General features: G+C 66.4%; 17 protein-coding genes and 2 pseudogenes. 11 read left to right on the top strand and 8 right to left on the bottom strand.

All coding sequences use genetic code 11. The annotated features are described in order from the left end of the window. Positions 1-974 (bottom strand): annotated as a pseudogene (locus tag C487_RS21295) (eCIS core domain-containing protein); the annotation flags it as partial. A 1,595-nt stretch (positions 975-2,569) separates the two neighbouring features. On the opposite strand from C487_RS21295, the gene C487_RS07535 reads away from it, so the two are divergent. Further along, positions 2,570-3,967, top strand: coding sequence for a permease (locus C487_RS07535; protein ID WP_006185119.1), 1,398 nt, complete (start codon positions 2,570-2,572; stop codon positions 3,965-3,967). A gap of 100 nt (positions 3,968-4,067) precedes the next feature. Here the strand turns inward: C487_RS07535 and C487_RS07540 are convergent, their stop codons facing one another. Next, on the bottom strand, positions 4,068-4,265 hold the full coding sequence (locus C487_RS07540; protein WP_006185120.1) for a CopZ family metallochaperone: 198 nt from the start codon (positions 4,263-4,265) through the stop codon (positions 4,068-4,070). Positions 4,266-4,392: 127 nt separating this feature from the next. Here C487_RS07540 and C487_RS07545 point away from each other — a divergent pair, with 127 nt between their 5' ends. Beyond that, complete coding sequence (locus tag C487_RS07545) at positions 4,393-4,983, top strand: winged helix-turn-helix transcriptional regulator (protein WP_006185121.1); 591 nt, start codon at positions 4,393-4,395, stop codon at positions 4,981-4,983. An 84-nt stretch (positions 4,984-5,067) separates the two neighbouring features. Further along, positions 5,068-7,653, top strand: coding sequence for a heavy metal translocating P-type ATPase (locus tag C487_RS07550; RefSeq protein ID WP_006185122.1), 2,586 nt, complete (start codon positions 5,068-5,070; stop codon positions 7,651-7,653). A 520-nt stretch (positions 7,654-8,173) separates the two neighbouring features. Here C487_RS07550 and C487_RS07555 read toward each other — a convergent pair. Both C487_RS07555 and C487_RS07560 read right to left on the bottom strand, forming a co-directional pair. Next, positions 8,174-8,893: pseudogene (locus C487_RS07555) on the bottom strand (DUF4382 domain-containing protein); the annotation flags it as partial. A gap of 115 nt (positions 8,894-9,008) precedes the next feature. Next, on the bottom strand, positions 9,009-9,680 hold the full coding sequence (locus C487_RS07560) for a stage II sporulation protein M (RefSeq protein WP_006185123.1): 672 nt from the start codon (positions 9,678-9,680) through the stop codon (positions 9,009-9,011). 101 nt (positions 9,681-9,781) lie between these two features. Here C487_RS07560 and C487_RS07565 point away from each other — a divergent pair, with 101 nt between their 5' ends. The 3 genes from C487_RS07565 to C487_RS07575 all read left to right on the top strand — a co-directional run bounded on the left by C487_RS07565 (position 9,782) and on the right by C487_RS07575 (position 13,598). Further along, positions 9,782-11,080: an amidohydrolase gene (locus tag C487_RS07565; RefSeq protein ID WP_006185124.1), complete on the top strand. Its 1,299-nt coding sequence runs from the start codon at positions 9,782-9,784 to the stop codon at positions 11,078-11,080. 180 nt (positions 11,081-11,260) lie between these two features. After that, complete coding sequence (locus tag C487_RS07570; protein WP_006185125.1) at positions 11,261-12,055, top strand: hypothetical protein; 795 nt, start codon at positions 11,261-11,263, stop codon at positions 12,053-12,055. A gap of 253 nt (positions 12,056-12,308) precedes the next feature. Continuing rightward, positions 12,309-13,598: an adenosylhomocysteinase gene (locus tag C487_RS07575; protein WP_006185126.1), complete on the top strand. Its 1,290-nt coding sequence runs from the start codon at positions 12,309-12,311 to the stop codon at positions 13,596-13,598. 43 nt (positions 13,599-13,641) lie between these two features. Here C487_RS07575 and C487_RS07580 read toward each other — a convergent pair whose 3' ends face one another. After that, the gene (locus C487_RS07580; protein WP_049908013.1) at positions 13,642-14,460 is read right to left on the bottom strand and encodes a PAS domain S-box protein; all 819 of its coding nucleotides are present in this window, start codon (positions 14,458-14,460) and stop codon (positions 13,642-13,644) included. Between the two features lie 94 nt (positions 14,461-14,554). After that, positions 14,555-14,833, bottom strand: coding sequence for a HalOD1 output domain-containing protein (locus C487_RS07585; RefSeq protein WP_006185128.1), 279 nt, complete (start codon positions 14,831-14,833; stop codon positions 14,555-14,557). A 271-nt stretch (positions 14,834-15,104) separates the two neighbouring features. Between C487_RS07585 and C487_RS07590 the strand changes: the two genes are divergently transcribed. The 3 genes from C487_RS07590 to hjc all read left to right on the top strand — a co-directional run bounded on the left by C487_RS07590 (position 15,105) and on the right by hjc (position 21,029). Beyond that, the gene (locus C487_RS07590; protein WP_006185129.1) at positions 15,105-19,568 is read left to right on the top strand and encodes a PAS domain S-box protein; all 4,464 of its coding nucleotides are present in this window, start codon (positions 15,105-15,107) and stop codon (positions 19,566-19,568) included. Positions 19,569-19,642: 74 nt separating this feature from the next. Further along, positions 19,643-20,455: a CPBP family intramembrane glutamic endopeptidase gene (locus C487_RS07595; protein WP_006185130.1), complete on the top strand. Its 813-nt coding sequence runs from the start codon at positions 19,643-19,645 to the stop codon at positions 20,453-20,455. A 55-nt stretch (positions 20,456-20,510) separates the two neighbouring features. Then, a complete protein-coding gene (hjc, locus tag C487_RS07600; RefSeq protein ID WP_006185131.1) occupies positions 20,511-21,029 on the top strand; it encodes a Holliday junction resolvase Hjc in 519 nt (172 codons plus the stop codon). Between the two features lie 126 nt (positions 21,030-21,155). Here the strand turns inward: hjc and C487_RS07605 are convergent, their stop codons facing one another. Then, positions 21,156-21,788 carry an SWIM zinc finger family protein gene (locus C487_RS07605; RefSeq protein ID WP_049908014.1) on the bottom strand — a complete coding sequence of 211 codons (633 nt, stop codon included), beginning with the start codon at positions 21,786-21,788 and terminating at the stop codon, positions 21,156-21,158. Positions 21,789-21,972: 184 nt separating this feature from the next. Between C487_RS07605 and C487_RS07610 the strand changes: the two genes are divergently transcribed. Further along, positions 21,973-22,242: a DUF7472 family protein gene (locus C487_RS07610; protein ID WP_006185134.1), complete on the top strand. Its 270-nt coding sequence runs from the start codon at positions 21,973-21,975 to the stop codon at positions 22,240-22,242. A gap of 72 nt (positions 22,243-22,314) precedes the next feature. On the opposite strand, the gene priL is transcribed toward C487_RS07610, so the two are convergent. Further along, entirely contained in the window at positions 22,315-23,403 is a 1,089-nt protein-coding gene (gene priL, locus C487_RS07615) for a DNA primase regulatory subunit PriL (RefSeq protein ID WP_006185135.1), read from the bottom strand. Between the two features lie 218 nt (positions 23,404-23,621). Here priL and C487_RS07620 point away from each other — a divergent pair, with 218 nt between their 5' ends. Further along, a complete protein-coding gene (locus C487_RS07620; RefSeq protein WP_006185136.1) occupies positions 23,622-24,491 on the top strand; it encodes an alpha/beta fold hydrolase in 870 nt (289 codons plus the stop codon). Positions 24,492-24,509: the final 18 nt, after the last annotated feature.

The raw sequence follows: 24,509 nt of genomic DNA on the forward strand, positions 1-24,509 counted from the left end.
TTTCGACGGACGTAACGACATCCAGGAGTTGCTCCTTGCTGAGCCGGTATCGTTTGCGTGTGGCGTCGTCGACTGTCTCCGTCCCGTTCTCGAGGAGAGTGCCGGCTTTGGCAACCACTCCCTCGCCGGGATACCGCTGAACGTGTACATCTGTCCCCATCCGATTCACGACCAGCGGTTCCTCACCCGAGAGTGCCTCCGTTGCGGCCTCGTCGGCTTCCCGCTCTAACTGCGGGTCGGGATCGATCTCGAGGTCGGCGTCCTCTTGGGGCATCATCGAGAGCGGTGCGCTGCCGTCCTGTTGTGTGACGTGGGCGAGTTNTCGGGATCGATCTCGAGGTCGGCGTCCTCTTGGGGCATCATCGAGAGCGGTGCGCTGCCGTCCTGTTGTGTGACGTGGGCGAGTTCGTGGGCCAGCAGGAACTGGCCGTCGGCTGACCGGGGATCGTACTCGCCCGAATTGAAGACGATCGCGTTGCCGCAGGTAAACGCCTTCGCGTCGATGGATTCGGCGGCCTGAGCGGCTTTCCCGCCGGTGTGGATGCGTACGTCCGAGAAGNGGTAAACGCCTTCGCGTCGATGGATTCGGCGGCCTGAGCGGCTTTCCCGCCGGTGTGGATGCGTACGTCCGAGAAGTCCGCGTCCATCCGCTCGCCGAGTTCGCGCTGGATCGAGAAGTCGAGGGGCATGCCGCCGCTACCGATGACGTCCAGGACCTCGTCGGGGACCTCGTCTTCGGTCGTGTCCGCACCCTTGAGCGCGCGCTGGATGTTCTCCTCGCGGATCGAGAAGTCGTCGTCCCCGAGAGCGGGGACGGCGGCCGGGTGCTCGACTGCGCCCGGATGCTCGACAGCGTCCGGGNCGGATCGAGAAGTCGTCGCCCCCGAGAGCGGGGACGGCGGCCGGGTGCTCGACTGCGCCCGGATGCTCGACAGCGTCCGGGTACTCAACGGCGGCCGGATGCTCGACGACATCCGGCCGGTCGACCGCATCCGGGTGCTGCTTGCGCGTCCGCTGGACCGAACTCGTCGTCGTTGTGGTCCTGCTCGAGGACTCGGCCTCGGATTCGGCCTCGGACTCGCGTTTCGACCGGGTGCGGTTCTTATGTCCCATCGCTGTTCCCTCCCCGCCCGCCGTAGCGGACCGTCCCGGGTCCGTCGCGGAATCGACGGCTCATTTGCTTCCACTTGCTCCTATCATAGTATAATACTTTCTCTCCGCGTAGTACACGGGCGACACCCGTTGAAGAATCGACGCCGAGATATCGGTCCGCCGAGACTGCTCGACTCGAGGCGAGCGCGAGACCGTCGCCGCTACGTGACGGATCGGCAGTCGAGACGGCGGCGGAGAGGGCTGGAAGCGTCCGCGATCGTCACGGCCGGGATCGATGTCGACGGGGGGAGGNGGGCGACACCCGTTGAAGAATCGACGCCGAGATATCGGTCCGCCGAGACTGCTCGACTCGAGGCGAGCGCGAGACCGTCGCCGCTACGTGACGGATCGGTAGTCGAGACGGCGGCGGAGAGGGCTGGAAGCGTCCGCGATCGTCACGGCCGGGATCGATGTCGACGGGGGGAGGAGGAGTCGGGTCCGGCCGTGGGTCGCGGTCCAGCGCAGCGGTCCGGATCGGTCGCCGCCATGACGCGGCCGCTCGAGCGAGCGCGGCGAGGTGCACCCTCGCCGGTGCCGCCGTCGTCCGAGCCAGCCGACAGGGCTATCGCTCCCGGTCGGANTGTGTATAAGAGACAGGGCTGGAAGCGTCCGCGATCGTCACGGCCGGGATCGATGTCGACGGGGGAGGAGGAGTCGGGTCCGGCCGTGGGTCGCGGTCCAGCGCAGCGGTCCGGATCGGTCGCCGCCATGACGCGGCCGCTCGAGCGAGCGCGGCGAGGTGCACCCTCGCCGGTGCCGCCGCCGTCCGAGCCAGCCGACAGGGCTATCGCTTCCGGTCGGAAATGACTCGAAAACGCACCTCGGACGCACCGCTCTTCGTCTCGAGCGAACGGACTGTCGGGCGAGACGTTTATGTCTCGGGAGCGGATACGCAAGCATGGCTTCGACCTNCGGACGCACCGCTCTTCGTCTCGAGCGAACGGACTGTCGGGCGAGACGTTTATGTCTCGGGAGCGGATACGCAAGCATGGCTTCGACCTTTCCGGGTTGGAAGCCACGTCTCGGGTGTGCTAGCACCCGGGGCATTTCAGCGCATGCCCCCCGCGACTGTTCTGGAGACGATAGCTTCCACCAGGAGCTATTACCTATAGTGACTTATATCTAGTGGCGACCGACTGGAACGATCCGCCCTCGGGCACGGATCGGGAAGCGAGCGGGAGTCGCCGAGCCACGGGTCGGGGCGACACCGGATTCCTCCCATTCGGGAAGCGAGCGGGAGAGCGGGCGGACCCGGCGGTGCCACGAGCCCCGCAGTTCGGAACGCCCCCCCGTCCTACTCGGTCGGGCCGCCGCCGCTGTCCGATCGCCGACCGCTTTCGAATCCGTCGTTTCGGACGGCGAACGCATCGGTTTTTTAAGGGCAATTGCAATAGCCGATTCTCCCGATGACCAACACATGGACCCAGCACTCATTCAGGGGTTCCTCGAGTCGCTCCGGATCGGTCTCGGATTCCTCTGGACGGCGGCGTGGGCGATCATCATGGGACTGACGATCACCAGCCTCGTGCAGGTGTACGTCTCGAAGGAGCGGATGGCGCGCGTTCTCGGGGAAAGCGACGTCTCGAGTCTCGCGACGGCGACGGCGTTCGGCGCGGCCAGCAGCGGCTGTAGTTTCGGTGCCGTCGCCATCGGGAAGGGGCTGTTCACGAAGGGCGCGCACGCGGTGAACGTCCTCGCGTTCATGTTCGCCTCGACGAACCTCATCGTCGAACTCGGCCTGATGATCCTGCTCTTGCTGGGCTGGGAGTTCCTCGTCGCGGAACTGTTCGGCGGCCTCGTCCTCATCGCGGTCATGGCGATCATCGTCCGGCTGACGCTCCCGGAGCCGCTGTTCGACGAGGTCCGCACGGAACTCGAGCGCGCGGAGCGGGAGAGCGGCGGGATGACGGACCCGACCTGCGGCATGGAGGGGTCGGACGAGCACACGATCGTGACCGACGGCGGCGAGACGCTGCGGTTCTGCTCCGAGGGCTGTCTGGAAACCTACCGGCAGCAGACGGCCAGCGGCGGCACGTGGTACGACGACCTCCGCTCGTGGGGCGGCTGGTACAGGATCGCGAACCAGTACCGGAAGGAGTGGTCGATGATTTGGACGGACATCGTTGCGGGGTTTCTCGTCTCGGGGTTCGTCATCGTGTTCGTTCCCCAGTCGGTCTGGAACGCGCTGTTCCTCGGGGGCGACGGCTTGCTCGTGACCGCCGAGAACGCGGTCATGGGCGTCACGATCGCCGTCGTCAGCTTCGTCGGGAGCATGGGCAACGTCCCGTTCGCGGTCGCCCTCTGGGGCGGCGGGATCAGCTTCGCCGGCGTCATCGCGTTCGTCTACGCCGATCTCATCACGGTTCCGGTGTTGAACGTCTACCGGAAGTACTACGGCTGGTCGGTCATGCTGTACATCCTCGGCGTCTTTTTCGTGACGATGGCGTTTACCGGCTTTCTCATGGAACTGCTGTTCGACGCGCTCGGCATCGTTCCGAACCTGGCCGGCGGCGAGACGGCGACCGAGCAGCGGTACTTCGAGGTGAACTACACCTTTTATCTCAACCTCGTCGCCGTTGCCCTCTCCGGGTTCCTCCTGTACGTGTACCGTCGCGGGCTCGGTGCTCCCGGACAGTACCGTGATCCGGTCTGTGGGATGCGAACCGACGACGACGGCCCGAGCGCCGCACACGACGGCGAGACCTACTACTTCTGTTCGACTACCTGCAAGCGGGCGTTCGAGGACGCACCGACCGACTTCGCGGCGCACCCGCCGCGGGTGCCGGACGACGAGTCGTCACACGACCACCACTGACACCGCTGTCAGTCGCCGAAAAACGAGTTCCCCGTCGGGTTCCGGCATCGGTACCGGACGACGGGCGGTTGCAAGCGGCCGTCCGCGGCTCGCGCTCGAGTTACGCGGACGCGTCGTAGCCGGCCTCGTCGACCGCGCTGACGAGTGCCTGCGGGTCCGCGTCCCCTTCGACTGTGGCTCGGCCCGCCTCGCGGTCGACTGCGACCGATTCGACGCCCGATACCGCTTCGATCGCCTCCTCGACGGTTTGTTCGCAGTGCTCACAGGACATGCCTTCGACAGTGATCGTCCGGCTCATACGCAGCTTTACGGGCGGCTGTTCTTTGTACGTTACTGCTTTCGATGCGAGCACAACACCGGGGCCGACTTTGGGTTCCAAAGCAGTCACCGTCACGTTCTTTGATCGTCGGCTACGACGGGGAACTATGCGCGATCTCGACGAAACGGACCTGGAAATCCTGCGACTGCTGGGCGACGACGCACGGCGACCCTACAGCGATATCGCCGAGGCGGTCGATCTCTCCGGACCGGCGGTCTCAGACCGCGTCGAGCGTCTCGAGCAGGCGGGCGTCATCAACCGATTCACGGTCGACGTCGATCAGTCACAGCTTCGGGCGGGGATTCCCGTGTTCGTGCGGGCGACCGTTCCGGCGGGCGACGTGGACGGCTGTCGGGCGGCGATCGCGGACGCCGACGCCGTCGAGCACCTGTTCGTTACCGCCGACGGCGAGCTCTGGTTCTATGCCCGCGCGCAGGTCCAGCGGGTTCACGAGTGGCTCGAGGGGCTGCTCCCCGACGCGGACGGCGTCGAGTACGATGTCACGCTGATCGACGACGCCGAATGGACGCCGTCGCTCGACGGGACGCAGTTCGCGCTCACCTGCGCGGAGTGTGGCAACACCGTCGACAGCGAGGGCGAATCGACCCGCATCGATGGGGACGTGTACCACTTCTGCTGTTCGTCCTGTCAGGGTCGGTTCGAGGAGCGATACGATCGGCTCGAGGAAGGCATCTGAGTTTTGATTCCAAGGAACCGATCCCGTCTGACTTTGAGTTTCGACTAGTAAAGGGGGTAAGACGGGAGTCCCTACTAGCTGTTAATGAGCACTCGGACGACACACTTGGATATTCGGGGTATGAGCTGTGCGAACTGTTCGCAGACGATCAGCGATGCCCTGGACTCCCTCGACGGCGTTCATGCGGCGAGCGTGAACTTCGCCACGGACGAGGGGACCGTCGAGTACGACCCTGACGAAGTATCGCTCGCCGAAATCTACGAGACGATCGACGAGGCCGGCTACGAGGCGGACCGTGCGAGCCGCTCGATCGGGATCACGGACATGAGCTGTGCGAACTGCGCTGAGACCAACGAGACGGCTCTCGAGTCCGTCCCCGGCGTCATCGACGCGGAGGTCAACTACGCGACCGACGAGGCGACCGTCGCGTACAACCCGGCCGACGCCTCGCTCGAGTCACTCTACGAGGCCATCGAATCGGCCGGTTATACCCCCGTCCGCGACGAGGGCGGTGACGACGAGACGTCCGATCAGGACCGCCGCGACGCGGCCCGACAGGCGGAGATTCGCAAACAGCTCCGGCTGACGGTCTTCGGCGCGGTGCTTTCCGCCCCGTTCCTGTTCTTCCTCGCCGACAAGTTCCTGCTCGGCGGGGCGTACGTTCCCGAGACGGTCTTGGGGGTCTCGTTCGGCTGGGTCGAGTTCCTGCTCGCGACGCCGGTCTACGTCCTGCTGGGGCGGGAGTTCCTCGTCAATTCCTACACGGCCCTCGTGCGGAACCGAACCGCCAACATGGACGTGCTGATCGCGCTCGGGTCCTCGACGGCGTACTTCTACAGCCTCGTCGTCCTGCTCGGTCTGCTGGCGGGGAACCTCTACTTCGACACCGCCGCGATGATCCTCGTGTTCATCACGCTGGGCAACTATCTCGAGGCCCGTTCGAAGGGCCAGGCCGGCGAGGCCTTGCGGAAACTGCTCGAGATGGAGGCCGAGACGGCCACGCTGGTCGACGAGGAAGGCACCGAGGAGGAGGTTCCGCTCGAGGACGTCACGGTCGGCGACCGGATGAAGGTCCGGCCCGGCGAAAAGGTCCCGACTGACGGCGTCGTCGTGGACGGCCAGTCGGCGGTCGACGAATCGATGGTCACCGGCGAGTCCGTCCCGGTCGAAACGGGCGAGGGCGACGAGGTGATCGGCTCGACGATCAACGAGAACGGCGTGTTGATCGTCGAGGCGACGAAGGTCGGCGAGGACACGGCCCTGCAGGGGATCGTCCAGACCGTCAAGGAGGCTCAATCGCGCCAGCCGGAGATCCAGAACCTCGCGGACCGCATCTCGGCGTACTTCGTCCCCGCGGTCATCCTCAACGCGATCTTCTGGGGGCTGGTCTGGTTCCTGTTCCCCACGACGCTCGCCGGCGTCGTCGACGCCGTACCGGTGCTGGATCTGGTCGGCGGCGGCCCGGACGCGCTCTCGACGTTCGAGTTCGCGATCGTCGTCTTCGCCTCCGCGGTCCTGATCGCCTGTCCCTGCGCGCTGGGGCTGGCGACTCCCGCCGCGACGATGGTCGGCTCCACGCTGGGCGCACAGAACGGCGTCCTGTTCAAGGGTGGTGATATCTTGGAACGGGCTCGAGACGTCGACACCGTCGTTTTCGACAAGACCGGGACGCTGACCACCGGCGAGATGACGCTAACCGACGTGGTCGCACTCGAGGGGCGCGACACCGATGCGGTGGCGGCCGACGGAGGGACACTGGCGACGCGCCCTGACCTCGATGAGGACGCCGTCCTCCGCCTCGCCGCCAGCGCCGAGCGCAACAGCGAACACCCGCTCGCGCAGGCGATCGTCGAGGGGGCCCAAGAGCGTGGTCTCGAGCTAGCCGATCCCGAGGACTTCGAGAACGTCCCCGGACAGGGCGTCCGGACGACCGTCGAGGGCCGCGAGGTACTGGTCGGCAACCGGCGGCTGCTCGAGGGGCGGGGTGTCGATCCCGCGCCGGCAGCCGCCGAGATGGAACGCTTGGAGCGCGAGGGCAAGACGGCGATGCTGGTCGCGGTTGACGGCGCGGTTGCGGGCGTGGTCGCGGACGCCGATACCGTCAAGGACAGTTCCGCGGACGCGGTCGCGGCCCTGCGCGAGCGCGGCCTCGACGTCATGCTGATTACCGGCGACAACGAGCGGACGGCCCGCGCCGTCGCCGAGCGCGTGGGGATCGACCCCGACAACGTCCGCGCGGGGGTCCTCCCCGAGGACAAGGCCGACGCCCTCGAGGACGTCCAGTCGACGGGTCGCAAGGCGATGATGGTCGGCGACGGGGTCAACGACGCGCCCGCGCTGGCGGTCGCCCACGTCGGCTGTGCAATCGGCTCCGGGACTGACGTGGCCATCGAGGCCGCGGACGTGACCCTGATGCGCGACGACCCGCTCGACGTGGTGAAGGCGATCCGGATCTCCGAGGCCACGCTGGCGAAGATCAAGCAGAACCTCGTTTGGGCGCTGGGGTACAACACCGCGATGATCCCGCTGGCCTCGCTGGGACTGCTCCAGCCCGTCCTCGCGGCCGGCGCGATGGCGCTGTCGTCGGTGTCGGTCCTCTCGAACAGCCTGCTGTTCCGCCGGTACACGCCGGATCGCGACTACGAACTGCTCGGTCGGCTCCGGCGCTGACCGGCACCCAAGCGGCCGTCAGCGTGTCGCCCCACTCGAAACGCAGTCCGATACGTTCGGACCCTCGAGCCCGGAACGAGGGCGCGCTCGAGGCGACCTCACGGCGTCGTCGATCAGTCGTCCGCGGCGTTCGCGTCGGGCGCACCGGTTCCGTTCCCGTCGCTTCCACCGTCGCCGCCGTTGCCGCGGTTCTCGTCCGCGGCGTTCGCGTCGGGCGCACCGGTTCCGTTCCCGTCGCTTCCCCCGTCGCCGCCGTTGCCGCGGTTCTCGTCCGCGGCGTTCGCGTCGGGNCGTCCGCGGCGTTCGCGTCGGGCGCACCGGTTCCGTTCCCGTCGCTTCCACCGTCGCCGCCGTTGCCGCGGTTCTCGTCCGCGGCGTTCGCGTCGGGCGCACCGGTTCCGTTCCCGTCGCTTCCACCGTCGCCGCCGTTGCCGCGGTTCTCGTCCGCGTCGTCCGCGTCGACGTCGCGGATCTCGACGTCGTCACCCGTTCCGCTCTCGCTGATCACCGGTTTGAGGACGTACTTGCCGCTCTTGCCGGCCTTGTGGGGTGCGATGTCGTAGACGAAGTCGACCCGCTCGTCGGTAGCGACGGTGAAAGCCGTGTGTAACTGGAGCTTGTTGCTCGGCAGTTTCACCCTCGTCGTGCTCCCGTCCGTCAAGACGCCCTCGGTGTCGCTGACGTAGATGAAAACCGTCTCGTAGTCGCCCGCCGGAAGCTCGAACTCGTCGATCAGCGACGCGTTCGCGCCTTTCAGTTCGGTGAGATCGATCGTCCGGTCGTCGACATCGTGCTCGATCCAGCGTTCGTCGGTCGCGCCGTCATCGTCTTTCCCGTCCGTCTCGTTCCCTTCGCCCGTTTCGTTCTCCGCCTCGCCGTCGGACACGGTCCCCTCGGTGCCGTCGGCATCGCCATCTTCGTCTGTCGTCTCGTCAGTCGTTTCGTTCGACGACTCGTTCTCGGCGTCCCCGTCGGTCCCGTCGGAGTCACCGTCGCTTCCGTTGCCGGTCTTCTTGAAGCCGACCTTCGTGATCGTCACGTTGAGGTGTTCGAAGTCGTCGATCACGTTTGGCTCGTCACTGACGTAGAACGCGGCCGTTCCCGTGTCCCCGTCGGCGTCGATCGTGGACGAATCGTCGGTCGTCGCGTCGTTCTGCGGTTCCCCACCCATTCCACCGGCACAGCCGGCGACGGCGACGAGGGCTGCCACGAGTACCAGTTGGACTGTCCGTCTGTTCATATCCGCTGACAGTCATCCGGGAGGGAAAAAGGGGTCCGACGCTTGGGTCCGTTTACGATCGTTCATCCGTGGCTGAACTGGCCGAAACGGTACGCTTGCGCCGGCGGAGTGTCGGTCAGACGGTCGCCCCTATTCCGTCAAGCCGCTCGGCGAAGAGAGTCTCGAGGAGGACGGGCGTGACGAAGGCCTCGACGAGGGCGGCCACGACCAGTAGCAGCCAGCCGGCGAGGACGAGGAGTCCGGTCCGGTAGAGGTAGGGTTTCGGAAAGATCGCGTCGCGGGTGCCGCGAACCCGCTGGCCGATCCGATAGAGGAGTCGGAAGCCGATGCCGGCGGCGATAAACAGCGCCGGAAGTTCGAAGATTCCGTGGGGAAGCAGCCCCACGAGGATGTAATCGAGACCGACATCCCTGGTGACGTATGCACCGACGTTCCCGATGATGATCCCGTTGAACAGCATCGCCCAGGCCGTCACGAGGCCGAGGCTCAACGCGCCGACGATCGAGAGCAGGAACGCGCGGCTGTTGTTCACGAGTAAAAAGCGTGCCAGATCGAACCCACCGCCGTCGATGTCCGGAAACAGCGGTTCCCCGACCAGTTCCTGGATGATCTCGAGCAGGTTGTAGCCCGCGAGCATGAGGAGGACGCCGATGACGATCCCGACCGCGAACAGGCCGGCGGCGAACCCGACGTATCGGCGGTGCTCGTTCCAGGCGTCCGTGAGCGCCTCGCTCGGCGGATACCCGCCGGTGGGGCGCGTGCCGTCGCGCTGCGATCCTGATTCCATATCGACACGTCTTCGAAAGAAGCCATAAACCCGGCGACTCGTCTCGGGACGCCCGTCGGCGTATCGACAGTATAAGGCGGCCCGAGGAGAACTCCGAGCTAATGACGACGCTTGCGATCACCGATGGGCGTGTGCTCCGGCCCGACCTGACGGTGACGGCCGCGGACGTACTGATCGATCAGGACAGCGGCGAAATCCGCGAGATCGGTCCCGATCTCGCGAGCGAGGCCGACGACACGCTCGACGCCGCGAACTCGCTCGTCACGCCGGGGTTCGTCAACGGCCACTGTCACGTCGCCATGACGCTCCTGCGCGGGTACGCCGACGACAAGCCCCTCGAGACGTGGCTCCGTGAGGATATCTGGCCCGCCGAGGGGGAGCTGACGGCTGCGGACATCCGCGCCGGTGCCGAGTTGGGCCTGCTCGAACTGATCAAATCGGGCGTCACTGGGTTCGCTGACATGTACTTCCAGGTCCCCGAAGTCGCCGCTGCGGTCGAAACTGCCGGGCTCCGGGCCCGGCTCGGACACGGTATCGTCACCGTCGGCAAGGACGGCGAGACCGCTCGTGAGGACGCAGCGACGGGCCTCGAGATCGCCCGCGAGTACGACGGCGCGGCCGACGGGCGGATTTCGACGGCGTTTATGCCCCACTCGCTGACGACCGTCGGCAGCGAGTACCTGACGGAATTCGTTCCCAAAGCGCGGGAGGCGGGCGTTCCGATCCACTACCACGCCAACGAGACCGCGGACGAGGTCGCGCCGATCGTCGACGAGCACGGGGTCCGGCCGCTCGAGTACGCCGCCGATCGCGGCCTCCTCGAGCCCGATGACTTCGTCGCACACGGCGTTCACGTCGACGAGACCGAGATCGAACTCCTCGCCGAGGTCGGTACCGGCGTGATTCACTGTCCGGCCTCGAACATGAAACTCGCCAGCGGGATGGCACCGGTCGAGCGGCTGCGCGAGGCGGGCGTCACCGTCGGACTCGGTACCGACGGCGCGGCCTCGAACAACGATCTCTCCATGCTCGACGAGGCTCGCGACGCGGCCATGCTGGGCAAACTCGCCGCCGACGACGCCAGCGCAGTGCCCGCGGAGGCGGTCGTCGAGATGATGACGCGGGGCAGCGCCGACGCCATCGGCTTCGAGTCCGGACGGCTCGAGGTGGGTGCGCCGGCCGATCTCGCGGTGATCGACCTCGAGCAACCCCACTTGACGCCGCCACACGACCTCGTGAGTCACCTCGCCTATGCGGTCGCGGCGGCCGACGTTCGCCACACCGTTTGCGACGGCCGCGTGCTCATGCGCGACCGCGAGGTCCTGACGCTCGAGGCCACGGCGGTCCGAGAGCGGGCGCTCGAGGCGGCGGAAGCGGTGGTCGAGCGGGCCGACGCGTAGTCGATCCGGCCGGTTCGACGAGCGAGACGATTGCTGAGATAAACACTCAGATCAGTTTATAAACACTCAAAACGATTTTCGAAGCGTTGTTTCGGTGTGCAAACGACGAGAACGTCCGTGGGGGTTTATTCAGGAATCAGGGAATGTTCCGCTCGGATGAAGCACCACCGACTACTCACGATGGCACTGGTCGCCATGATGGCCCTGTCCGTGATCGCACCGCTGGGAACGGCGGCAGCGCAGACGGGCGATGGCGTCCCCGAGATGGACGGCGATGGCGAGCACCTCCTCGTTACGGCCGACGCGAACGAAACGGACGATACTCTCGACGACAACGAGACCGAGGGCGACCTCGACGACAACGAGACCGAGGACGACCTCGACGACAACGAGACCGAGGACGACCTCGACGACAACGAGACCGAGGACGACCTCGACGACAACGAGACTGAGGGCAACGAAACCGATGTCTCGAACTTCGGTTCGCTCGTCTCGGAGTTCGCCGAGAACGCCGACAACGAGTCCGACGGCCCGAACGGTCTCTCCGTCGCGAGCTTCGTCGTTGCGAACAACCCGGGTAACGCGCCCGACCACGCTGGTCCGCCGGCCCATGCCGGTCCGCCAAGCGATGATGACGGCGACGACGAAGCCGAGGACGACGATGACGAACGAGGACCGCCCGAACATGCCGGCCCATCGAGCGATGACGAACGGGGTCCACCCGAGCATGCTGGACAGTCCGGCGACGACGCGGACGATACCGACGACAGCGACGCTGATGCCGACGATGCCGACGACAGCGACGCTGATGCCGACGATGCCGACGACAGCGATGACGATGCCGACGATGCCGACGACAGCGATGACGATGCCGATGACAGCGACGACGACACGGATGATTCCGACGATGACGATGATGGCGACGACACTAGCGGAAACGGCGGCGGCCCGCCGTCTCACGCCGGACCGAAGTAACGGCGACCGCACCTGATCCGGACCGACCGGATTCGATCCGCGTCCGAGAGACGCCGCTCGACGATACTGGGTTGTCAGAGGCACGATCTTCGGCGGCGTCGGAACACGGTCGCGCGCGGTGGTCGGTGAGCCGACCGATGCCCGTACCAGCGACCGGCGCGGATTCGACTCTTCTCCAGTTGCCCCACTTTCGCTCTCGCCGTGACGAGAACGCTTCGGTAGCGTTTTTGCCCCGCTCGCACTCAGTCAACCCATGACCGAGACCGAGTACCCACCGATCAGCGAGCAACTGGACGACCTCGAGTCCGCTCGCGAGGAGGGACGCCGGAAGATGGACTGGGCCGCTCAACATATGCCGATCCTCGAGCACGTTCGCGAGGAGTTCGTCGCGGAGCAGCCCTTCGAGGGCGAGCGGATCGGCATGGCGATGCACGTCGAGGCCAAGACGGCGATGCTCGTCGAGACGCTGGCGGAGGGCGGTGCGGAGGTCGCCGTCACCGGCTGTAACCCGCTCTCGACCCACGACGACGTATCGGCGGCGCTCGACACCCACGAGAATATCACCAGCTACGCCAAACGCGGCGTCGACGACGACGAGTACTACGCCGCGATCGAGGCCGTCATCGCCCACGAACCGACGATCACCGTCGACGACGGGATGGACCTCGTCGCCGCCATCCACGAGGACTACCCCGAACTGATCGACGGCATCATCGGCGGCGCGGAGGAGACCACGACGGGCGTCCACCGCCTCCGTGCGATGGACGACGACGGCGCGCTCGAGTATCCCGTCTTCGCGGTCAACGACACCCCGATGAAGCGGCTGTTCGATAACGTCCACGGCACCGGCGAGTCCTCGCTGGCGTCGATCGCCATGACCACGAACCTCTCGTGGGCCGGCAAGAACGTCGTCGTCTCGGGCTACGGCTACTGCGGCAAAGGTGTCGCGAAGAAAGCCGCCGGACAGAACGCCAACGTCATCGTCACCGAGGTCGAGCCTCGTCGCGCCCTCGAGGCCCACATGGAGGGCTACGAGGTCATGCCGATGGCCGAGGCCGCCGAGGTCGGCGACGTCTTCCTGACGACGACCGGCAACCGCGACGTCATCGTCGAGGAACACTTCGAGAAGATGGGAGACGGCGTCCTGCTGGCCAACGCCGGCCACTTCGACATCGAAATCGACCTCGACGCGCTCGACGACCTCGCGGTCGACCGCTACGAGGCCCGCGACGGCGTCGAGGCCTACGAACTGGACGACGGTCGCACGCTGAACGTGATCGCCGAGGGCCGCCTGGTCAACCTCGCCGCGCCCGTCTCGCTGGGCCACCCCGTCGAGGTCATGGACCAGTCGTTCGGTATCCAGGCCGTCTGTGTGCGCGAGATGCTCGAGAACGGCGAGGAGTACGACGCCGGCGTCTACGACGTCCCCGACGACCTCGACAGGGAGATCGCCGAGATCAAACTCGAGGCCGAGGGCGTCGACTTCGATTCGCTGACCGACACGCAGCGCGAGTACATGGACGCCTGGGACCACGGCACGTAAGCGCTCACGCCGGTCGTCCCGTCGAATCGCTCCCGGAACTGGTTCACTTCCCGGAGCCGTCGCTCCCGTCGGCTTCCTCGATCACGAACACGAGGCTCCCGTCCTCGAGTCCGCCGAGGCGAACCCGTACCGCGAACGTCGTTCCTGTTTTTCGCCGGCCGGCACAGCTGCCGGTCCACCGCCATCCCTCCGCAACGGTCGGAATCGCGGTCGATTCGAGATGGCAGACGGCGTCGTCGGTGAACAGGGCCTGCCAGGAGGTGCCAGGGATGGCGTCGTGCTCGTAGCCGAACTGCATGGCGAAGGCGCGGCTCGCGAACTGGATCTCGCCGGCGTCGACGATGGCGATGGCGTCCCCGGCGAACTCGATGCTCGCAAGCGACCGTCGCGAGAGGGTGGTCAGTCGATGGCGCTCGAGGAGGTCGTGGACGCGGTCGGCGAGCCGCGTGCACGTCTCGTCCCGTTCGATCACGGCGGTCCAGTCGTACGACCGGACCGTCTCCGCGAGGGCAGGCGTCCGCTCGGCCGCGAGGACGACGATCGGGAGGTCCGGCGTAGCGGACCTGACCGTCTCGAGGTGGGTATCCAGCGTTTCGGTGGCTGTCTCGGCCTCCCCTGCTGCGTCCGCACTCGCCGCCGCTCGTGGCAGTGAGACGACGAGGCAGTCGATGCCGTCGGTCTCGAGTTCCGTGATGGCGTCCGCGAGCGTGGCGGCTGTTTCGACGATGGTTTCGGTCCCCTCGTCGGTGAACGCCCGTTCGACGCGGTCCCGGACCGTCTCCCCGCCGACGACCAGGACGGTCACCCGCGTCGGTCGCGTTCGAACGGTCGGCTCCGCTGGGATTGTGGTTGGAACTACCATGGAGACCACCGTCGATCGGTCTCCGATCGGGCGTCCCGTCGCCGCTCGTCCCGACGTGAGCGGACGAACGGTCGTCGCTCGTCGCTCTCAGTGGTCATCGTGACGGGCTGATGTCGCTGCCACTGTCGTAGGTCCTCCCATCGATCGTGACGGTCCCGTCGCTTCGAACCGCAACAAGTACGCCGTGGTACTCGAACTCGACGCTGACATCCGCGGTCGAGCCGGACTGGAAGAGTTGATCGAGCGCCTCGGGATCGACGACGTTGTACAGCGGCTCGAGTTCGTGTGCATCTGTGTTGGTCGCGTCCGCGAGCGCCTCGACGACGCGCAGGCTGATCGAATCACTGTGGTAATCGAGTGTAGTACCGGTCATCTTGGTCGAAGGAACGTCAGCGACCGGTATCGGCTTGCCCGTTATACACGTTATTTCGCGTCGAGGGCGACACTACGTGTATAGTGTCGCGATCCGCCACGGGGATCGAACTGTCCAGACCCCGTCCTCACGGGTTGAGCGGGCCGAATTCGATCGTGGTGAGCGACTCGGTCCGGCGGCCGGCCGCCCGCGGTGAACCGTTCTAGAAAGACGAATATCGCGGGATGGAATCAACCGCGCGTATCATTGTCAGTCGTCCCATAGGCGGGGTATGGTCGTCGCCGCGGTTCACACTGGAACGCTCGACGGCGCTACACGGAAGCCGGTCGCACTGCTACTCGGGGCAGTCGTCGTGCTGGGCGCTGTCAGCATCGGCGTGGTAATCTTCGACAGCACGACCCTCGGACTCGGATTGGGGCCGGAGCCCGGGCTGGTCGTCTTCGGGCTCGCCGCGCGCAGCGGTCCCGATCGATCGACCGATATCGAACGACTAACCGACGATCTCCGTCGATTCGTCTCACGTCTCGACGGCGACGCAGCCGCGTCGGCCGGCAACGATACCGATGCTGAGGACGCGACCATCGACGAGCCGATCGAGTTCACGATCGACCGGGACGACGAGATCGGCCGGCTCTCGGAAGCCGTCGACGACCTCGCGACCGTGGCCCGCACCCGCGACCGTCGTCTCGAGCAGGTCCGTGCGTTCACCGATGATATGCTCGATGCCGTCACCGACATCGTCTACCTGCTCGACGAGGACGGGCAGGTACAGCGCTGGAACGAGGCGCTGGGCGCGGCATCGGGCTACTCGGACGCCGAAATCGGCGAGATGCACGCGCTTGACTTCTTCGACGAAGCGGATCACGAACTTGTCACGACCGCGATCGAGGACGTACTCGAGACGGGCGGTACACGCGTCGAAGTGGCGTTACGAACGAAATCCGGCGAATCGATACCGTACGAGTTCGTCGCCTCGCCGCTCGACGATCCGGCCGGCAACGCGGTCATCGCCGGCATCGGCCGCGACATCAGCGACCGCAGGGCGAAAGAACAGCGCCTCGAGCGCCACGAGGCGTTCATGAACGATATCATCGACGCGTTAGACGACGTGTTCTACATCCTCGACGAGGACGGGAACCTCCGGCGCTGGAACGAGACGCTGGTCGAGGTATCGGGCTATTCGGACGCCGAGATCAGGGAGAGACACGCCCTGGATTTCTTCGACGAGGCGAACCAGGCAGTGATCCGGGACTCGATCGAGGATGCCTTCGAGACGGGCGATACGCACGTCGAAGCGGCGTTGCAAACGAAATCCGGCGAATCGATACCGTACGAGTTCGTCGCCTCGGTGCTCGAGGACCCCGACGGCAACGCGGTCGAAGTCGGGATCGGCCGGGACATCACCGATCGCAAGGCAACGGAGCGGCGGCTTCGCGAGCGCGAAACGAGCCTCGAGCGGACCATGCACATGCTCGAGCAGTCCCAGCGGCTGGCCAACGTCGGGGCCTGGGAACTCGACGTCACCGCGGAGTCGCTCGAACCCCGGTGGACCGACGAGGTCAACCGAATCCACGGCCTGCCGCCCGACGCGGAGATCGGTCTGGATCGGGCCCTCGAGTTCTATCATCCGGCGGACCGGCCGCTGATCGAGGGGGCGATCGAGCGCGCGATCGAGGACGGCGAGCCGTACGATCTCGAAGTTCGTCTGGTCACGGATGACGGGGAGCAGCGGTGGGTTCGGACGATCGGTGAACCCATCCGAGACGGCGAAGAGACCCCGCACCCCGACGACCGTCGGTCGGGGTCCGACGACGGCGAAATCGTCAAGCTTCGGGGCTCGTTTCAGGATATCACCGAGCGCAAGGAGCGCGAACGGGAACTCGAGCGGTCCGAGACGATCATTCAGGCGCTGGACGAACTGGTGTACACGATCGACGAGACGGGGCACTTTACCTTCCTGAACGACGCTCTCACGTCGATCACCGGCTACGATCCCGAGGACCTGATCGGCGAGCACGTCTCGACCGTGATGGACGAGGACGACCTCGAGACGGCTCGCGACCGGGTCCGTGACCTGCTGCGTGCCGGGGACCCCTCTCGGACGTTCGAGATGGAACTCGAGACCGTCGACGGCGACGTGATCGATACGGAGAACCACATGGCGCTGTTGCCGATGGCCGACGGCGAGTTCGCCGGAACCGCGGGCGTCATCCGTGACATTACCGAGCGCAAGGAGCGCGAACGTGACCTCGAGCGCTTCGAGACGATCGTTCAGGCGCTGGACGAACTGGTGTATACGCTCGACGCCACGGGACGGTTCACCTTCCTGAACGACGCCGCCAAGCCGATACTCGGCTACGACCCCGAGGAGCTGATCGGTGAACACGCTGCAGCGATCATTCCATCGGACGACATCGAACGGGCCCGGGACATGATTCGGGAACTGCTGCGGTTCGACGAGCCCTCTCGAACCGTCGAGATCATCCTCGAGACGGCCGATGACGAACGGATCGATGCCGAAAACCACATCGCGCTGTTGCCGAGTTCCGAGGACGGGTTCGCCGGAACAGCGGGCGTCGTCCGGGACATCACCGATCGCAAGGAACGCGAACGCGAACTCGAGCGAACGACGGAATTGCTCAAACAGGCCGAACGCCTCGCCGGCATCGGCGGCTGGGAACTCGACATCAGCGGGGACTCGCGGGAGGTGACCTTCACCGACGGGCTGCGTCGCCTGTACGAACTCCCGTCCGACGTGACGCTCGATTCGGACCTGGCATCCTCGTTCCCCCATCCGGAGGATCGACCTGCCGTCCTCGAGATCGTCGACGCGGCGCTCGAGGACGGCGAGAGCTACGAGATCGAACACCGCATGCAGACGGTCGCGGGGAACGAGCGGTGGGTTCAGTCGATCGGCGAGCCCGTCCGAGCGGACGGCCGCCGATCCGGCGGCCAGTCCGACGACATCGTCGGCGTCCGCGGGACGATTCAGGACATCACCGCGCACAAGGAACGCGAACTGGCACTCGAGTCGCTCCACAGCGCCGCCCGCGATCTGCTCGGAACCGAGACCGATACGGAGATCGCTGAGCTGGTCGTCGACACCGCCGCGGAGATCCTCGATGCCGCTGGCGTGGCCGTCTACCGGCTCGATTCCGACGTGAACCGGTTCGAGCCGGTCGTCTACACGGACGGGTTCGAGACGCTCTCTGACGGTCCGCCGTCGGTCGCCGTCGGCGACGACGATTCCGTCCTCTGGAACGCCTACGTAACGGGAACGGGGACCGTGGTCGACGATCCGATGTCGTTCGATCAGTCGCGGGTCTTCGGCTCGGCGGTCGAGAGCGGAGCCGTCGTCCCGATCGGCGATCACGGCGTTTTCGCGGTCGCGTCGGGCGAGACCCCGATCGACGCCGACGCCCGGCGACTGATCGAGACGCTCGTCGCCACGACCGAGGCCGCGTTCGACCGCCTCGAGAGCGAGGCCAGCCTCCGCGAGCGGGAAGCGGAGCTCGAGGAACGAAACCGGCGGCTCAACCGCCAGATCGAGAGCACGGAACTCATCAGGCGGATCGATCAGTTACTCATCGGGGCCGACAGCAGGGCCGAAATCGAGCGCACCGTTCCCGACCGCCTGCTCGAGGCTGGCAACGTCGCGTTCGCGTGGATCGGGACCCTCGACGCCAGCGGCACGCGGCTCGAGCCCCGCGCCTGGGCCGGGCAGCGACAGACGTATTTGGACGACGTGTCCCTCGAGTACGACGCGTCGATGGAACCCGCCGTCCGAACCGCACGAACCGAAACCACGTCGGTCGTCTCGAACGCCGTCGAGGGGCTGCAGGGCGAGGGGTGGCGGCGACATGCCCTGGATTGTGGGTTCCAGTCGGTCATCAGCGTCCCGCTGTCCTACGCGGAGTACACCTACGGCGTGCTCACGGTGTACGCCGACGAGCCCGACGCGTTCGGGGACCTCGAGCGGACGGTGCTGACGGAACTCGGAGCGGGGATCGCGAACGCGATTACGGCGGTGAAAACGCGGGAGGCGCTCCACGCCGAGCGGTTGCTCGAACTCACGCTCCGGATCGGCGGCGCGGACGATCTGCTCTCTCGCATCGCGACGGCCACGGGAGCCCGCGTCGAGTACGAGGGGCTCGGCTCACACTCGACCGACGAGACGCTGTTGTTCTTCGAAACGAGCGGCGTCCCGGCCGACGACGTGCGGTCGGTACTCGACGACCTCGTCTCGGTCACCGACTATCGGCTGCTCACCGAGGCCGACGACGAGTGTCGCTTCGAGGCGACCGTCGCCGGCGATGTCGTCGCCTCGCGGCTGGTCCGCCACGGTGCCAGCCCGCGCTCGATGCACGCGACCGACGACGGCATCGAGGTGACCGTCGATGTCCCGACGGGAACCGATGTCCGCGAGTTCGTCGAGACGCTTCGGGATCAGTACGCGACCGTCGAACTGCAGGCTCGCCACCACGTCGAGCGCTCGATGGGAACGGGGAGCGAACTCGTGACTTCCCTGTTCGACGCCCTCACGGATCGGCAACTCGAGGTGTTGCGGACGGCCTACTTTGCCGGCTTCTTCGACTGGCCTCGAGAGAGCACCGGCGAGGAGATCGCTGCGATGCTCGACGTGACGCAGCCGACGGTCAACCGACACCTGCGGATCGGCCAGCAGCGGGTGTTGGCACGGTTGTTCGAGGACGAACTGCTGACGACTGGGGAATGACCGTCCGGACGGCCCCCGGCCGACCCGTTTCCGAGAGAGGAACGCCCAAGGGGCCGGTGGTCGTAGCCGCGCCCATGGAACCATCCGACCGGCAGCGCCAGGACGGGCCGCTCCGATCGACACTCATCGCCGTCGGACTGACGGCGTTCGGCCTTCTCGCCGCGAATCTGGCCACGCTTCCGGCCATCGCGCTCGATCCGTTGCTGATCGAGTCGCCGGCGGAGGCGTCGATCACCGCCCGAACGGTATTCATGATCCTGAACTTCCTTGGATTCGCCCTTGCCGGCGGGCTCTATCTCGCCGTGACCGACCGCGGCTGGTCGTACGTCGACCTGCGGGCCCCGACGAGGCGGGGGTGGCTGTACGTCGTCGGCGGTATCGTCGGCATCATCGCGTTCTACGTCCTCGTCAACGCCGCCGTCCAGTTGCTTTCCCTGCCGTCGGCCGACAACCAGGTCATGTCGCTCATCGATAACGATCCGCAGATGGTGCTGATCATGATCGGCATCGTCTTCTTCTTCAACGCGCCGGCCGAGGAGTTCCTCTTCCGGAACGTCGTGCAAAAGCGCCTCTACGACGCCTTTAGCCGGACGAACGCGATCGTCATCGCCAGCGCGATCTTCGCGCTCGTCCACCTGCTGTCGTACGCCCTGCTGTCCGAGTCGCGGCTCGCGACCGTGGTCCCCATCGTCGTCGTCTTCGGCGGCGCGCTCATCTTCGGCTTCCTCTATGCCAAAACGGACAACCTCTTCGTTCCGATCGCCGCCCACGCCGTGTTCAACGCCCTCCAGTTCGGCCTGCTCTACATCGCACTGCAGTACGATCTCGAGGAACCGGAGGCCGCCACGTCGCTGCTCGTCGCGGTCGTCGCGACCGCCCTCCCGTAATCGCCCCCCGGATCGGGTCCGATTCTTTAATATCGCCGGACGGTGAGAGGGTGGTATGTCCCAGGCGAAGGGTGACCGTCGCGAGCGGGAACTCGTCAACGAACTCGACGAGGCCGGCTTCGCGGTGATGCGCGCGCCCGCGAGCGGCTCCGCGACCGACCGCGACCTCCCCGACGTGCTCGCCGGCGACGGCGAGCAGTTCTACGCGATCGAGGCGAAATCGAGTTCGGGCGATCCGATCTATCTCACCGGCGAGGAAGTCGAAGCGCTGACGTTCTTCGCCCGGAACTTCGGCGCGAAACCCCGCATCGGCGTCCGCTTCGACCGCGAGGACTGGTACTTCTTCCACCCCGGGGACCTCTACGTCACCGACGGCGGCAACTACCGCGTCAAGAAGGAGACCGCACTGGCCGAGGGCACCGACTTCCCCGAGTTTACCGGCCGGTCGGAGAAGGTCACGCTCGAGGAGGTCGGCGACGGCGACGACGGCCCGGACGAGGAGATCGTCCGCGTCCTGAACGCGGTCGAACAGGGCGTCATGGATGTCGACGAGGCCGCGGGTCTGCTCGAGTAAGCCACGCGGCGAGTGCGAGCCGTCTGTGGCCCGCCTTGGCCGCGCTCGGTGCGCCGATTACGACTCGAACTGTACGCTGATCGCCCTACTCCGGCGCGGAAGCGATCGCGCTGGATGGCCCGACTCTCACGCCGAGTCGGTGACTCGTCGCAGCCGCGTCCGCGGGAAGACGTAGACCTTCAGCGATGCGGGGACGACGCCGTTGCTGGCGACTGTGGCGTGGTGGTAGACCGCGCCGACGACGGGAACGTCCGGCTCGTAGGCCTCGTTCGTCCCGTACTCGGCGACGGTACAGCCGGCCGCCTCGAGTTCGACGGCATCGGCTCGCAGTTCCGAGACGTCGACGACGGTGAGACGGTCGCCCGTCTCGCGGTCGACGACGACATCGCCCGGGGCGATCGCGTGTTCGGTACAGTAATACGGGCCGGACGCGTCCTCGTCGACGACTATCGGCTCGTCGCAGTCGTGACACGCGACGGCGATCTCGCCCGGTGGCGGGGTACGCCCGCCCGTGATCTCGATCGCGACCCGGCGCACGTGCTTGCAACGGACCCCGCGGAAGACGTGATCCGGACAGGTGCACCGCCCCGCCTCGAGATCGACGAGATAGGTGTGGTCGCTCGCGGACTCGACCTCGTAGAGGCCGTCGCCGAGCGGGCGCACCGACATCGGCTCGGTGCGCGCGCGGCGCGATCGCTCCGTGAGGTGGTCCGGAGACGGGACTGGCAGCGGTGCTTTCGGTGACGCTGTTGTTTTCATGGATGCGTCGAAGGGGAACCTCGCTGGTCGGCTGGCTATTCGGTGTCGGTAGGGGCTCGGGAATCTTAACCGCCCCGCCTGCGATCGCAAGGGCGGCGTTTATGCGGGTGATCGTTTCGGATCAGTCGCCGCTCGAGGCCCCCTTCGAAGCGCTTTTCACCGGGCCGGAGAAAGCGATTAGCCAATGGTCGAACGCGAACAGGTCATCGAAATCGGCGTGGCCGTCGCTGCCGTCGCCGTGATGCTGGCAGCCATGCTCACCATCGGGTCCGCCTACGGAGCCGAGAACAGTACGCTCTCACCCACGGGTGGGCAGATGCTCGTCGGCGTGATCATCGGCTTCATCTTCCTGATGACCGCGGTCGGCGTCGGACTGGCCTACACGCTGAACGATCCCGAGGACGATCTCGACGCGAGCGATGACGAGAACGGCGACGCGCAGGGAACGGCCTGAGACCGTCGAGATGCTTTCGTTCGTTGCCCGACCGTCGCCGCCCCCGACCGCCGCTCCGACTTCGAAACGCCGTCAGTCCCCGCTCGCGGACTGGCCGTCGGTCTCGTTTTCCCGCCAGTCCTCGAGTTCCTCGTCGTCGGCGTCGTCGATCCGCTGTTCGTAGTACGCCATCGGGTGGGGAATGCGCTCACAGAGATCGTCCTTGTTGACGCAGTCGCCGTAGGACTGCATGGTCGCACAGGAGGGCGCGGAGTACTCCGTCGGCGAACTGTCCCCGCGGATGTGGTCGGTCTGATAGCGGGTCATCTCCTCGCCGAACGACGAGTTGACTCGGTAGAGGTCGACGATCTCGTCGGTCGTCATGCCGATACTCGTCAGGAAGGCGGTGATCGCAAAGCGGGAGTGATGGGAGAGGTGTTCGCCCTTCTGAATCTGATCGAGCAGTGCCTTCATACAGGGCGGGAACAGGTCCGGCACGACGGTGTCGATATCCTGGGTGAGATCGAGGTCCGCCAACACCTCTCGGATCTCGGCGGCGTCGTCCTCGAGGCCGGTCCCGATCGTCTCGGGGACGTCGAATGGAAGCCCGTCCTCGATACGGCTCCGGATCGCCTCCCGCAGAAGCGTCAGGAGGGCGTCCTCGTCGACGGGCACGTCGCCCGCGTTCAGCGGCTGATTGACGAGTCGCCACTCGTCGTCCCACAGGTCCGCCGCCAGCGGCAGATAGGTGCCGACGTCGATCCGGTAGCCGTCGTCGCCGCCCGACTCGCGGACGGCGTCCTGCAGGTCGAACTCAGCGAGCAGGTCCTCGAGCGCGAGCCCCGTCGACTCGACGCTTTTCAGTTCGGTGGTGTCGGCCATGTCGGTGGTGAACCGCTCGTAGGCCGTCGCGGCCTCGGCGCGGGCGTACTTGCGGACGAGCACGCGTTCGCCGACCATCGAAACGAGCACCCGTGCGACCGGGTAGGAGAGCAACTCGATGCGGGCGTCGCGGTGTGGGTCCCCGGTCGACCCCGCCTCGAGCGCGGTAATAACGCGTTGGCGCGCGCGGTCGACGACCGCCCGGTCCTGCTCGACGACGGTTGCAAGATCGACCGCCTCCGTCGCGACGGACTCGCGGGCCGCCTCGAGAAACGGGTACCGGGCGTGGAGTCGCTGCATCGGTAAGACGATTTTACTCCGACGGGATAAACGCGCTGATTATCCTAATCACGTGTTATCAGCGACGCTGGGGTCGCCGGCTCGCTATCGGGCCCGGTCGTCGCCGGTACTGTCGGAGTCCGCCCGTCACGGCGGGGCAAACCGAAGTCCCCGGCCAGTGACGTCGAGCCGACCGTCGGAGGATCGATTTCAAGGGCGTTCGACACGTCGGGTCGGACATGCCACAGGCGACGAGAGACGGCGTGTCGATCTATTACGAGTACGAGCGGAGCGACGGTGAGGGCAGGTCGCCGGTCGTCTTCGTACAGGGGCTCGGGTTCGGACGGTGGATGTGGCGCTGGCAGCGTGAGGCCGTCGCCGACGAATACGACGTGGTCGCCCCCGACAACCGGGGGACCGGCCGCTCGGCTGTCGGCCTCCCGCCGCTCGTTGCGCGCCTCCCCAGGACGCTTCGAGGGCTCGTGTTGCTCAAGTTGGCCGGCTACTCGATCGGCGGGCTGGCGGCCGATCTCGAGGCCGTCCTCGACGACGCGGGGATCTACGACGCCCACGTCGTCGGCACGAGCATGGGCGGGATGATCGCCCAGCAATACGCCCTCGAGTACTCCCGGGCGAAGTCGCTGACGCTGTGCTGTACGAGCCACGGCGGCCCCGATGCCGCTCCGGTCCCCGACGAGACACAGGCACACATGTTCGACACCCCCGACGGAGCCAGCCAGCGGGAGACGCTCCGCCACCGGATGCGACCCGCGTTCAACGAGCGGTTCACGAACCGGAACCCCCACCTCATCGATCGGCTCCTCGAGTGGCGACTCGAACAGGACGCCGACGACCCGGCTCGCGAGGCCCAGGCCGCCGCAGTCCAGAACTTCGACGTCAGCGGCCGTCTCGACGGGCTTCGCGTGCCGACGCTGATCCTCCACGGGACGGCCGATCGGGTCGTCCCCGTCGAGAACGCGCGGCTCCTCGAAGAGCAAATCGCGGACAGCCGCCTCGAACTCGTCGAGGGCGGCTCACACCTGTTCTTCATCGAAGACGCCGACGAAGTCACCGAGACGGTGCTGTCGTTCATCGACGCACAGGACTGACCGCCGGACTCGAGCGGG

Source organism: Natrinema pallidum DSM 3751 (assembly GCF_000337615.1).
GTDB classification, from domain to species: domain Archaea; phylum Halobacteriota; class Halobacteria; order Halobacteriales; family Natrialbaceae; genus Natrinema; species Natrinema pallidum.

Excerpts from the sequence above, each read along its gene's own strand:
- C487_RS07545 (WP_006185121.1), top strand. The coding sequence starts at position 4,393 with ATGCGCGATCTCGACGAAACGGACCTGGAAATCCTGCGACTGCTGGGC.
- C487_RS07565 (WP_006185124.1), top strand. The coding sequence starts at position 9,782 with ATGACGACGCTTGCGATCACCGATGGGCGTGTGCTCCGGCCCGACCTG.
- C487_RS07605 (WP_049908014.1), bottom strand. The coding sequence starts at position 21,788 with ATGAAAACAACAGCGTCACCGAAAGCACCGCTGCCAGTCCCGTCTCCG.
- hjc (WP_006185131.1), top strand. The coding sequence starts at position 20,511 with ATGTCCCAGGCGAAGGGTGACCGTCGCGAGCGGGAACTCGTCAACGAA.
- C487_RS07585 (WP_006185128.1), bottom strand. The coding sequence starts at position 14,833 with ATGACCGGTACTACACTCGATTACCACAGTGATTCGATCAGCCTGCGC.
- C487_RS07540 (WP_006185120.1), bottom strand. The coding sequence starts at position 4,265 with ATGAGCCGGACGATCACTGTCGAAGGCATGTCCTGTGAGCACTGCGAA.
- C487_RS07620 (WP_006185136.1), top strand. The coding sequence starts at position 23,622 with ATGCCACAGGCGACGAGAGACGGCGTGTCGATCTATTACGAGTACGAG.
- C487_RS07580 (WP_049908013.1), bottom strand. The coding sequence starts at position 14,460 with ATGGTAGTTCCAACCACAATCCCAGCGGAGCCGACCGTTCGAACGCGA.
- C487_RS07610 (WP_006185134.1), top strand. The coding sequence starts at position 21,973 with ATGGTCGAACGCGAACAGGTCATCGAAATCGGCGTGGCCGTCGCTGCC.
- C487_RS07590 (WP_006185129.1), top strand. The coding sequence starts at position 15,105 with ATGGTCGTCGCCGCGGTTCACACTGGAACGCTCGACGGCGCTACACGG.
- C487_RS07535 (WP_006185119.1), top strand. The coding sequence starts at position 2,570 with ATGGACCCAGCACTCATTCAGGGGTTCCTCGAGTCGCTCCGGATCGGT.
- C487_RS07570 (WP_006185125.1), top strand. The coding sequence starts at position 11,261 with ATGGCACTGGTCGCCATGATGGCCCTGTCCGTGATCGCACCGCTGGGA.
- C487_RS07575 (WP_006185126.1), top strand. The coding sequence starts at position 12,309 with ATGACCGAGACCGAGTACCCACCGATCAGCGAGCAACTGGACGACCTC.
- C487_RS07550 (WP_006185122.1), top strand. The coding sequence starts at position 5,068 with ATGAGCACTCGGACGACACACTTGGATATTCGGGGTATGAGCTGTGCG.
- priL (WP_006185135.1), bottom strand. The coding sequence starts at position 23,403 with ATGCAGCGACTCCACGCCCGGTACCCGTTTCTCGAGGCGGCCCGCGAG.
- C487_RS07560 (WP_006185123.1), bottom strand. The coding sequence starts at position 9,680 with ATGGAATCAGGATCGCAGCGCGACGGCACGCGCCCCACCGGCGGGTAT.
- C487_RS07595 (WP_006185130.1), top strand. The coding sequence starts at position 19,643 with ATGGAACCATCCGACCGGCAGCGCCAGGACGGGCCGCTCCGATCGACA.